This is a genomic window from Nocardioides sp. (genome assembly GCF_025965415.1).
GTDB lineage: Bacteria > Actinomycetota > Actinomycetes > Propionibacteriales > Nocardioidaceae > Nocardioides.
This window is the reverse complement of record NZ_JAOPWY010000086.1, coordinates 1-10,002: the sequence shown is the minus strand read 5'-3', so window position 1 is coordinate 10,002 and position 10,002 is coordinate 1. Positions and strand designations below refer to the sequence as shown.

Here is a 10,002-nt window from a genome sequence, read left to right as displayed (position 1 = left end):
CGAAGCCGCCCGCCGGGCCGCGCTGGAAGGATGGCTGCACCAGTACAACCACCACCGGCCCCACTCAGCGCTCGGTGGCCTTCCACCCATCGCCAGGTTGGACAACCTGGCTGGGCATCACACCTAGCCCTCGTGCGCGACGACGTCCTTCAGGAAGCCGCGCGCCCCGAGGAAGTCGGAGAGCGAGGACCGGTGCTCGTCGCACGCCAGCCAGCTCTTGCGGCGCTCGGGCGTGTGGATCTTGGGGTTGTTCCACTGCAGGTCCCACGCGGCGTCGGCCTGGCAGCCCTTGGCCGAGCAGATGTCGCGATCGGGCTCCATGGCTGCCTCTCGTGCGCGTCGTGACGGGCTGAAATGAAAGAGGTGCCGGACAGCCACGGGGGGAAGCTGTCCGGCACCTCAGGTGCCAAGCACAGACGGGGGATGCTGCGCTGGCGTGGGGAATCCTGCCATGCGGGTGCGTGAAAACCAAACTTCCGGCGCACGCGAAACGCACCAATTTTCCTCAGTCTTCTCGCTCGCCGGGCGTCAGTTCATGGGTGCTTGGCCCCTCCGGAAGTCTGAATCCGTCGTTTCGCTGGTCTCCAGCGTTGGCAATCACCACGGCGAAGAGAGGCAGGAAGACGGCGCCGGCGACCAGCAGCCACATCGCGACCCCCGAGCCGACGATCACTGCGGCGACGAAGCAGACGAGGCGGATGGTCATCGAGAGCGCGTAGCGTCGCTGACGCGACTTCATGTCGTCCGCGGCGCTGCTGCGCGCCGTGGTGATGCGTACGGCGTCCGGCTTGGCCATGCTCGAAAGTCTACGTCGCTAGGCTCGACAACCCACGGGCCAGTTGCGCCCGGAAGCCGCACGACGAGCAGGAGGAACCATGTCCAACCGCACCTACCGCGTCACCGAGATCGTCGGCACCTCACCCGACGGGATCGACCAGGCCGTCCGCAACGGCATCGAGCGTGCCGGGCAGACGCTGCGCCACATCGACTGGTTCGAGATCACCCAGATCCGCGGCCAGGCCAAGGACGGTGCGGTCGAGCACTTCCAGGTCGGCATGAAGGTCGGCTTCCGCCTCGAGGACGAGTGAGTTCGGCCTACCCCTCGGTAATCACTAGCGTCGGAGCGTGAGCGAGATTCCCGGATCCAGCAGCCCCCGTTCCGTCCTGGTGACCGGAGGCAACCGCGGCATCGGTCGCGCGATCGCCGAGGCCTTCCTGGCGCAGGGCGACAAGGTGGCCGTCACCACCCGCAACGGCGGCGCCCCCGAGGGCGCCCTCGACGTGCGCTGCGACATCACCGACCCGGCTGCGGTCGAGGCGGCGTTCGCCCAGGTCGAGGAGGCGCACGGTCCCGTCGAGGTGCTCGTGGCCAACGCCGGCATCACCAAGGACACCCTCCTGCTGCGGATGAGCGAGGACGACTGGTCCTCGGTGATCGACACCAACCTCACCGGCACCTTCCGGCTGACCAAGCGCGCCGCCAAGGGCATGCTGCGCCTGCGCCGCGGACGGATCATCCTGATCTCCTCGGTCGTCGGCCTCCTCGGCTCCGCCGGCCAGGTCAACTACGCCGCGTCCAAGGCCGGTCTGGTCGGCATGGCGCGCTCGCTGGCCCGCGAGCTCGGCAGCCGCTCGATCACCACCAACGTCGTGGCCCCCGGCTTCGTCGAGACCGACATGACCGACGTGCTGACCGACGAGCAGAAGACCCTGATCAAGACGCAGGTGCCGCTCGGGCGCTACGCCTCACCGGCCGAGGTCGCCGCGGCCGTCACCTGGCTCGCCTCCGACGGCGCCGCCTACGTCACCGGGGCGGTCATCCCGGTCGACGGCGGCCTCGGCATGGGGCACTGACCACCCACTCGCCACGCACACTCGCTCGGCCACCCGACCCGACCAGATGGGACACACGCACATGGGAATCCTCGACGGCAAGCGCATCCTCGTCGCCGGCGTCACGATGGACAGCTCGATCGGCTTCGCCACCGCCAAGATCGCCCAGGAGCAGGGGGCGACCGTGCTGATCTCCAACTTCGGGCGCGCCCTCGGCATCACCCGGCGCATCGCCAAGCGGCTGCCGCAGGAGCCGCCGGTCCTCGAGCTCGACGTGACCGACGAGGACCACCTCGCCGGCCTCGCCGACCAGGTCCGCGAGCACGTCGACGGGCTCGACGGCGTGGTCCACTCGATCGCCTACGGCAACCCCGAGACGCTGCTCGGCGGCAAGTTCCTCGACGGCCCCTGGGAGGACGTCGCCCAGGCGGTCCAGGTCTCGGCCTACTCGCTCAAGTCGCTCGCCGTGGCGACGCGGCCGCTCATGTCGCGCGGCGGGTCCATCGTCGGGCTGACGTTCGACGCCACCACCGCGTGGCCGGCGTACGACTGGATGGGCGTGGCCAAGGCGGCGCTGGAGAACACCTCCCGCTACGTCGCCCGCGACCTCGGCCCGGAGGGCATCCGCTGCAACCTGGTGTCGGCCGGGCCGCTGAAGACCCTCGCGGCGAAGGCGATCCCTGGCTTCGAGGACCTGGAGTCGGCGTGGAAGGACCGGGCCCCGCTGGGCTGGGACGAGACCGACCAGACCCCCACCGCCCAGGCCGTCTGCGCGCTGCTGAGCGACTTCTTCCCGGCGACGACGGGCGAGATCGTGCACGTCGACGGCGGCTTCCACGCCATGGGGCTGTAGGCGCTGCCCCACGGCAGGGTGCCTGTTCGATAGTTTCCCCGGGTGACCTCACTCGTCGAGCTGCGCATCCTCGAAGGCCCCAACCTCTACTTCCCGCGCGCCGCGGTGAAGCTGACGCTCGACGTCTCCTCCATCTCGGAGGCCAGTGACGAGGCCGTGCTGCGCTTCGCGCGCCGCATCGGCCTGCGTACGACGCGCCCGGGGGCGCCCGGCTCGGGCTTCCGGCAGCGCTTCGCCCTGCGCGCGGTCGAGCGGCTCGTGCGCGCCATCGCCAACGAGGCCGGCACCCGCCGGCTGGCGGTGCGGGTGCGCCCGACCTCCGACCCGCAGGTCCTGGTCGTCGCGTTCCCGTGGCGCAACCGCGAGCGGGCCCGCGCGCTGGGCGACGCGGTCGCGCACGCGCTCGACGCGCTTCCCACGCCGGACGTCGAGTCGGCCGTCAGCGCGGCGGCGGCCGAGGTCGCCGCCGCGCCCAGGGGCACCCGGCCGACGACGATCACGCCGAAGATCCCCGTGGTCGCGGTGACCGGCACCAACGGCAAGACCACGACCAGTCGGATGATCGCCCACATCGCCCGCACGAGCGGCCTGGTGGTCGGCTGGTCCAACACCGACGGCGTCTACCGCGACGGCGTGCTGGTCGAGGCGGGGGACTACTCCGGACCGTCAGGTGCGGCCCGCGCGCTGGGCCTCGAGGGCGTGCAGCTCGCCGTCACCGAGACCGCCCGCGGCGGCATCCTGCTCAAGGGCATCGGGATCTCCCGCAACGACGTCTCCGTGGTGACCAACGTGACGGCCGACCACCTCGGCCTGCAGGGCATCGACACCGTCGACCAGCTCGCCGAGGTGAAGTCGGTGGTGCCGCGGATCACCCGCAAGGACGGCTGGGCCGTCCTCAACGGCGACGACCCGCGCGTGCTGGCCATGCAGTCGGTCATCTCCGCCCAGCCGTGGGTGTTCAGCCGCGACCCCGACTCACCCGCGGTCCGCGAGGTGCTGGGCCACGGCGGCGGTCGCGCCACCACCGTCATCGACGGCTGGGTCACCGTCCTCGCTCCCGGGGTCGACCCGGACCCGCTGGTCGAGCTCGTCGACGTGCCGATGACGCTCGCCGGGCTGTCGCGCTTCAACATCGAGAACGCCCTCGCCGCGGCGTCGGCGGCGCTCGCCATCGGACTGTCCCGCGAGGCCGTGGTCGCCGGTCTGACGTCGTTCCGCCCCGACGCCGAGCACAACCCCGGCCGGATGAACTTCTTCTCCCTGCCCGGCGGGGTCTCGGTCGTCATGGACCTCGCCCACAACGAGGCCGGCCTGGAGGCGCTGCTCGAGATCATGTCCGGCGTACGACGCCCCGGTGCGCGGATCATGCTCGGGCTCGGCGCCGTCGGCGACCGCACCGACGAGCTGATCGACGCGCTGGGGGAGATCGGCGCGAAGGGCAGCGACGTGGTCGCGATCGCCCACAAGGAGTGGTACCTCCGAGGGCGCACGATGGACGAGATCGACGCGCTGCTCCGTGCCGGCGCCGCACGCGTCGGTGTCACTGACATCGAGACCCACACCACCGAGGTCGAGTGCCTCGCGGCCCTGGTCGCGCGCGCCGAGCCCGGGGACGTGGTCGGCCTGATGTGCCACGCCGAGCGCCAGGAGGCCTACGACTGGATCGCCGAGCACGGCGGCACCGCCGACACCCCCGAGACGCTGTCGGAGAAGGTCCGCGCCGCAGCCGCCTGACCACGGATCGGTCAGACGTCCCCGGGGTCGACCTGCTCCCCGGGGGCGCCGATGTCGAGGTCACCCTCGACGATCATCGCGGTCATGCCGCCCGGCGACCGGGTCTCGTGCACCTCACCAGGCTCCCAGACCGCGGCCTGGCCTGCCGTGAGGCGGCGTACGGTCCCCTCGGCCCCGGCCACCTCGGCCTCGCCCGAGAGCAGCACCAGCAGCTGGCGGCCCACCGCGGGGTGCCGGCCGATCGTGCCGCCCGGGGTGAGCGACACGGCGACCAGGTGGGCGTCGGCGCTGATGCCGAACGCGCCGACCGAGAAACCGTGGCTGCCGTGGGCGTCGATCGAGCGGTGGGGCAGGTCGGGGAGGTCGAGGATCCGCACTCAGGGCTCGATGGTCTGCGGCGGCGTGTAGTCGGGGTCGGCGGAGGGGGCGTCCGGATTGCCGCCGGAGCCCGCCTGCGCCACGTCGGACCAGTTCTCCAGCTCCGTCATGACCTCGGCGTGCTTGTCCACGCAGACGACCACGAGGTCGCCGGGGTTGGCACGGCTCATCGCGTGCCGCACGGCCTCGATCTCGTCGAGGCACAGCTCGACCTGCTTGCACCGGGCCCCTTCGTCCATCGCCGCGCGTACGCCCTCCAGCACCAGCTGTGCGGTAGCGCCGCGCTCGCGGCCCCGGAGCGCCACGTCCTCGCGGATGATGCACACGTCGAAGTGCTGGGCGGCTATCTGGCCGAGCTCGACCATGTCCTGGTCGCGCCGGTCGCCGGCGGTGGCGATGATGCCGATCCGCGACGGGCGGGCCAGGTCGTGCGACGACTCGAGCGAGTCGCCGACACGGTCCACGAAGTCGCCGAGCATCCTCATCCCGGGCGCGTTGTGGCAGTAGTCGACGATCACGTTCACGCCGTTGACGTCCACCTCGTTGAGGCGGCCGGGGGAGAGGTAGTAGTTGGTGGAGAAGGTGCGCAGGCCCTGACGGATGTCGTGGAGCGGCGCACCTGCGGCGAACGCCGCCGCGGCCGCGGCCAGCGAGTTCTGGACGTTCATCCGGGCGCGACCGTTGAAGGTCGCCGGGAGGAGGTGGGTCCAGGCCAGCTGCATCTCGCGTCGGCCGTGCTGGACGACCATCATCTCCCCGCGCTCGGTCGGGTTGAGCACGATGGCCTTGCCGCCACGACGGCAGTGCGCGTCGATCATGTCGCGCACCTCGCTGCCCGGCTCCTCCATCGAGAACCACACGACCTGGCCCGAGCACTTGCGGCGCATCTCGCGGACCAGCGGGTCGTCGGCGTTGAGCACGGCGTGCCCGTCGCGCGGGACGGCCTCGACGATGACGGCCTTCACGTCCGCCAGCTGCTCGACGGTGTCGATGCCGCGCAGGCCGAGGTGGTCGGGCTGCACGTTGAGGACGACGGCCACGTCGTTGCGCTCGTAGCCGAGACCCTCGCGCAGGATGCCGCCGCGGGCGACCTCGAAGACCGCGAAGTCCACGCGCGGGTTCTGCAGCACCATCCGCGCCGACCGCGGCCCGGACGCGTCGGCCCGGATCACCAGGCGCTCGTCGATCACGACGCCGTCGGTCGAGGTCATGCCGACCTTGCGCCCCATGCCCTTGAAGATGTGGCTGATCATCCGGCTCGTGGTCGTCTTGCCGTTGGTGCCGGTCACGGCCACGATCGGGATCCGCGACGGGGCGCCCGGCGGGAAGAGCATGTCGACCACGGGCTTGGCGATGAACTGCGGCTCGCCGATGGTCGGGTGGGTGTGCATCCGGAACCCGGGGGCGGCGTTGACCTCGCAGATCGCACCGCCGGCCTCGCGCACCGGCTCGGTGATGTCGGGGCAGATGAAGTCGATGCCGGCGATGTCCAGCCCGACCATGCGGGCGGCCTCCTCGGCGATCTCGACGTTCTCCGGGTGCGCCTCGAAGGTGCGGTCGATCGAGATGCCGCCGGTCGACATGTTGCCGGTGAGCGCCAGCTTGACCATCTCGCCCTCGGCGGGGACCGACGTCAGCGTGTGGCCCTGGTCGGCGAGCACCTCGATCGCGGCGTCGTCGACCTTGATCCGGGTCAGCACCTTCTCGTGGCCGACGCCGCGACGCGGGTCGGCGTTGGTCAGCTCGACGAGCTCCTCGACGGTCGCCTTGCCGTCGCCGGTCACCGAGGCGGGCACGCGCTCGGCGATCGCGACCATCCGGCCGTCGATGATCAGGCAGCGGTAGTCCTTGCCGGTCACGAAGGACTCGACGATGACGGTGCCGCGGCGCGACTGGCCCTCGGCGATCGGGAAGGCAGCGCGTACGTCGTCCTCGCCCTGCAGGTCGAGGCAGACCCCGCGGCCGTGGTTGCCGTCCAGCGGCTTGAGCACGACCGGGTAGCCGATGCGGCGCGCGGCCGCGACGGCCTGGTCCTCCGAGCGCACCGACTCCTGCTTGGGCACCGGCAGCCCGGCGGCGCCGAGCAGCTTGGTGGTGAGGTCCTTGTCGGAGGCGATGTCGACCGCGATCGACGACGTCTCGGAGGTCATCGTGGCGCGGATCCGCTTGGCGTGGACGCCCTGCCCGAGCTGGACGAGGGAGTGCTGGTTGAGCCGGATCCACGGGATGTCGCGCGAGACGGCCTCGTCGAGGATCGCCTGGGTGGACGGGCCGAACGCGGTGCGCTGCGCGCGCAGGATGAACGCGTCGAGCTCCTCGGCGAAGTCGAAGTCGGGGTCGGCCTCGACGAGGTGGTTGACCAGGCGTACGGCGAGCCGGGCCGCGGCCAGGCCGACCTGCTCGTCGACGTACCCGAAGATGATGTTGTAGTGGCCCTTCTGGCCCTTGACCGCGCGGGTCTTGCCCCGGCGGATGTCGTGGCCGACGACCTGCTGCAGCGCGAGGGCCACGTGCTCGGCGACGTGGCCCAGCCAGGTGCCCTCGTTGAGCCGCTCGACGAAGCCGCCGCGTCGTCCGCGCGAGCAGGAGTGCTCACGCAGGCCGGGGAGCGCCTCGAGCAGGTGGTCGGTGAAGCCCGGGATCGTGTTGGTCGGGTAGTCCTCCAGGACCCCGAGGTCGACGACGAGGTGGATTGCCTTGTCGTAGGACCACACGTTCGCGCCGCGGTAGACACGCGTCTCGACGATCTCGAGATCGGCGGTGGGTCGGCCGCCCGTGTGGCGGACGGTGGACTGGTCGTTCATGGCGTCGGTCACTGAACGGCTCCTCTGCTTCGTCGGGCGATGCGTCGGCGCAGCGCCTGGGGTCCGATGTCCCCGGCGGCGATGTCTCGGGCCATCTTGCGCAGATCGCGGTTGGCTGAGGCCAAATCGTCCGCCTCCGCGGCGTCCACGGGCGACCGCTCCGGGAGCAGCACCCGCGTGGTCAGGTCGAACTCCGCGCCGGCCGGCAGCACGTGCAGCAGCACCCCCGAGGCGAGGATCGGGCGGTGCTCCTTGGCCTCGTGGGCGTTGGAGACCATCTGGGTGCCGTCCATGACGGTCACCGACCCCCGGCCCGCGACGCGCATGACCTGGGTGTCACCGGTGTGGCTGATGATGGCCGCGGTGTCCTCGTCGACGCCGATCCCCAGCAGCTGCGGGCTCTGCGAGACGATCATCAGCAGCCGGCCGTAGCGATTGCGCTGGGCGAAGTGCTGGTCGATCACGCAGTTCTCGACCAGCCCGAGCCCCGCGGCGACCTGGGTCATCCGCTGCTTGGGGGTCGAGCCACCCGGCCCGAACGCCACCATGTGCGAGGACTGGATGCTGGCTCCGGCCGACGTGCCTGCGATGGTGACCCCGCGGGACCGCGCGTCGAGGATCGCCTGCCCGAACGGGGTGCCGGCGATCACCGTGGACAGCTTGAGCTGGTTGCCACCGGTCATGAAGATGCCCGTGGCGCGGTCGAGCTCCGCGACGAGCTCAGGGTCGGAGGACTCCGCGCGGCTCTCCGGGCGTACGCCGTAGACCTCCGCGGCGCCCAGCCGGGTGAACAGGGCGGCGTAGACGTCGGTGATCTCCTCACCCAGCGACGAGGCGGTCGGGATCACCGCGATCCGCGCCTCGGACCCGCCGGCGCGCGCGACGAACTCCTTGAGGACCGTCCGCCTGCCGAGCTTGTCCTCGGCCCCCCCGATGACGAGCAGGTCACCGACGTGACTCTTGGGTCCCAATGGCATGACAGGAAGACTAAGGGGTGAATAGAGTGCGTCGGTGGGCCCACCTTCTCCCGATTCGTCCGCGCCGACGCGCCGTGTGCTCGTGGTGATGCGGCACGGCAAGGCCGAGGCCTTCGGCCGGGAGGACCACCAGCGTCGGCTGACCGAGAAGGGTCGCCGTGAGTCGACCGCCGCCGGCAAGTGGCTGGCCGCTCAGGGGATCGTGCCGAACGAGGCCTACGTCTCTTCCGCGACCCGCACCCGGCAGACCTGGGAGGCCCTCGTGGCCGGCTCCGGCACCCCCGCCGAGGCCCGGGTCGAGGACGCCGTCTACTCCGCCGACGCGGACAGTGCGCTGGACGTGCTCCGCGGTGCCCCCGCCGACGCCGAGGTGGTGCTGTACGTCGGCCACAACCCCACCGCCGCCTCCCTGGCCCACCTGCTCGACGACGGCGACCCCGACCCGGAGTCCTTCCGCGCCATGAGCGCCGGCTTCCCGACCGCGGCGATCGCGGTCCTGGAGATCTCTGTCCCGTGGGCCGAGCTGGACGTCGCCACCGGCCACCTGGCCGCGTTCCACGTCGATCAGGGCGCAGGTTGACCTACTCCTACGGGGAGGTCGGGGCGACGCGCTCGGTCGAATCGATGCCGCGCGACGCGCACTGGGTGGTGGAGCGTCGACTGGTCGGTGGGCCGTCGGCGTTCGATCCCGCCGCCGACTTCGTGCTCGGGTTCGGGATGCAGCGGGCAGGCGGCTTCCGGGTGACCGCGTCATCTCCCACGGCGGTCGTGGGCACCTCGCTGACGCTGCGCCGGTGGTTCGGCCCTGTCCGGATCACGGCGCGCACCCAGGTCGTCTACGTGGTCGACGAGCCTGCTCGGCGCGGCTTCGCCTACGGGACGCTTCCCGGCCACCCGGAGAGCGGCGAGGAGTTGTTCCTCGTCGAGCGGACGGGCGAGGAGACCTGGGCCGAGATCCGCGCCTTCTCCCGCCCGGGTCGCTGGTTCACCCGGCTCGGCGGCCCCGTCGTACGACTGCTGCAGACGCGGTCGTCCCGTGCCTACCTGGACGGGGTGGCTCGGGTCAGTGGGGGAGCGACCCTCCGGCGGCCTTCGACATGCGAATGTCGCTGGCGGGGCTGAAGTTCCGATCACCGGTCCCTCGAGCCACATTCGCATGTCCAACGCCCCCCAGGCCACACCAGACCGGACCTACAGGCTCGGCTCGGGGGTCGTGATGCCCGCCTCGGCGTCGGCGGCGACGATCTCCTCGCGGCTGATGCCCAGCAGGTAGAGCACGGCGTCCATGTAGGGGACGTTGACGGCGGCGTGGGCGGCCTCCTGGACCACGGGCTTGGCGTTGAACGCGATGCCCAACCCGGAGGCGTTGAGCATGTCGAGGTCGTTGGCGCCGTCGCCGATGGCGATGGTGGAGCTGACCGAG

Annotated in this window: 13 protein-coding genes; 7 read left to right on the top strand and 6 right to left on the bottom strand. The window is 71.3% G+C overall.

Annotation, left to right across the window (positions count from 1 at the left end; translation table 11 throughout):
* The coding region (locus tag JWN97_RS09180; RefSeq protein WP_297621568.1) for an integrase core domain-containing protein at nt 1–127 on the top strand (127 nt) is incomplete at its 5' end.
* Here JWN97_RS09180 and JWN97_RS09175 read toward each other — a convergent pair.
* Together JWN97_RS09175 and JWN97_RS09170 are read right to left on the bottom strand one after the other, a co-directional pair.
* A complete protein-coding gene (locus JWN97_RS09175) occupies nt 124–321 on the bottom strand; it encodes an acetone carboxylase (RefSeq protein ID WP_297621566.1) in 198 nt (65 codons plus the stop codon). The genes JWN97_RS09180 and JWN97_RS09175 overlap by 4 nt on opposite strands.
* 184 nt (nt 322–505) lie before the next feature.
* Nucleotides 506–796 (bottom strand): DUF3099 domain-containing protein, encoded by a 291-nt coding sequence (locus JWN97_RS09170; RefSeq protein ID WP_297621565.1) that lies wholly within the window; start codon nt 794–796, stop codon nt 506–508.
* Nucleotides 797–875: 79 nt separating this feature from the next.
* Between JWN97_RS09170 and JWN97_RS09165 the strand changes: the two genes are divergently transcribed.
* The 4 genes from JWN97_RS09165 to JWN97_RS09150 all read left to right on the top strand — a co-directional run bounded on the left by JWN97_RS09165 (nt 876) and on the right by JWN97_RS09150 (nt 4,420).
* Complete coding sequence (locus JWN97_RS09165) at nt 876–1,088, top strand: dodecin (RefSeq protein WP_297621563.1); 213 nt, start codon at nt 876–878, stop codon at nt 1,086–1,088.
* Between the two features lie 37 nt (nt 1,089–1,125).
* Nucleotides 1,126–1,854, top strand: a complete 729-nt coding sequence (gene fabG / locus JWN97_RS09160) for a 3-oxoacyl-[acyl-carrier-protein] reductase (RefSeq protein ID WP_297621561.1) — start codon at nt 1,126–1,128, stop codon at nt 1,852–1,854.
* Between the two features lie 61 nt (nt 1,855–1,915).
* Nucleotides 1,916–2,686: an enoyl-ACP reductase FabI gene (fabI, locus tag JWN97_RS09155; protein WP_297621559.1), complete on the top strand. Its 771-nt coding sequence runs from the start codon at nt 1,916–1,918 to the stop codon at nt 2,684–2,686.
* 42 nt (nt 2,687–2,728) lie between these two features.
* The gene (locus tag JWN97_RS09150; RefSeq protein ID WP_297621557.1) at nt 2,729–4,420 is read left to right on the top strand and encodes a Mur ligase family protein; all 1,692 of its coding nucleotides are present in this window, start codon (nt 2,729–2,731) and stop codon (nt 4,418–4,420) included.
* Nucleotides 4,421–4,431: 11 nt separating this feature from the next.
* Here the strand turns inward: JWN97_RS09150 and JWN97_RS09145 are convergent, their stop codons facing one another.
* Genes JWN97_RS09145 through JWN97_RS09135 form a run of 3 tightly spaced genes read right to left on the bottom strand, consistent with a single transcriptional unit; the run spans nt 4,432 to nt 8,579 of the window.
* A complete protein-coding gene (locus tag JWN97_RS09145; RefSeq protein WP_297621555.1) occupies nt 4,432–4,797 on the bottom strand; it encodes a cupin domain-containing protein in 366 nt (121 codons plus the stop codon).
* On the bottom strand, nt 4,798–7,614 hold the full coding sequence (gene cphA / locus JWN97_RS09140; RefSeq protein WP_297621553.1) for a cyanophycin synthetase: 2,817 nt from the start codon (nt 7,612–7,614) through the stop codon (nt 4,798–4,800).
* Nucleotides 7,611–8,579, bottom strand: a complete 969-nt coding sequence (locus tag JWN97_RS09135) for a cyanophycinase (RefSeq protein ID WP_297621551.1) — start codon at nt 8,577–8,579, stop codon at nt 7,611–7,613. Before JWN97_RS09135 ends, cphA begins: the two co-directional genes overlap by 4 nt.
* A gap of 34 nt (nt 8,580–8,613) precedes the next feature.
* Between JWN97_RS09135 and JWN97_RS09130 the strand changes: the two genes are divergently transcribed.
* Together JWN97_RS09130 and JWN97_RS09125 are read left to right on the top strand one after the other, a co-directional pair.
* Nucleotides 8,614–9,159: a histidine phosphatase family protein gene (locus JWN97_RS09130; RefSeq protein ID WP_297621549.1), complete on the top strand. Its 546-nt coding sequence runs from the start codon at nt 8,614–8,616 to the stop codon at nt 9,157–9,159.
* Nucleotides 9,156–9,701, top strand: coding sequence for a DUF1990 domain-containing protein (locus JWN97_RS09125; protein WP_297621547.1), 546 nt, complete (start codon nt 9,156–9,158; stop codon nt 9,699–9,701). Before JWN97_RS09130 ends, JWN97_RS09125 begins: the two co-directional genes overlap by 4 nt.
* Before the next feature lie 69 nt (nt 9,702–9,770).
* Here JWN97_RS09125 and JWN97_RS09120 read toward each other — a convergent pair.
* On the bottom strand, nt 9,771–10,002 hold a 232-nt coding region (locus JWN97_RS09120; protein WP_297621545.1), incomplete at its 5' end, for an HAD hydrolase family protein.

Bases quoted from the DNA above. Each gene is read 5' to 3' on its own strand.
- JWN97_RS09175 (WP_297621566.1), bottom strand. From the start codon at position 321: ATGGAGCCCGATCGCGACATCTGCTCGGCCAAGGGCTGCCAGGCCGAC.
- JWN97_RS09170 (WP_297621565.1), bottom strand. From the start codon at position 796: ATGGCCAAGCCGGACGCCGTACGCATCACCACGGCGCGCAGCAGCGCC.
- JWN97_RS09165 (WP_297621563.1), top strand. From the start codon at position 876: ATGTCCAACCGCACCTACCGCGTCACCGAGATCGTCGGCACCTCACCC.
- fabI (WP_297621559.1), top strand. From the start codon at position 1,916: ATGGGAATCCTCGACGGCAAGCGCATCCTCGTCGCCGGCGTCACGATG.
- JWN97_RS09135 (WP_297621551.1), bottom strand. From the start codon at position 8,579: ATGCCATTGGGACCCAAGAGTCACGTCGGTGACCTGCTCGTCATCGGG.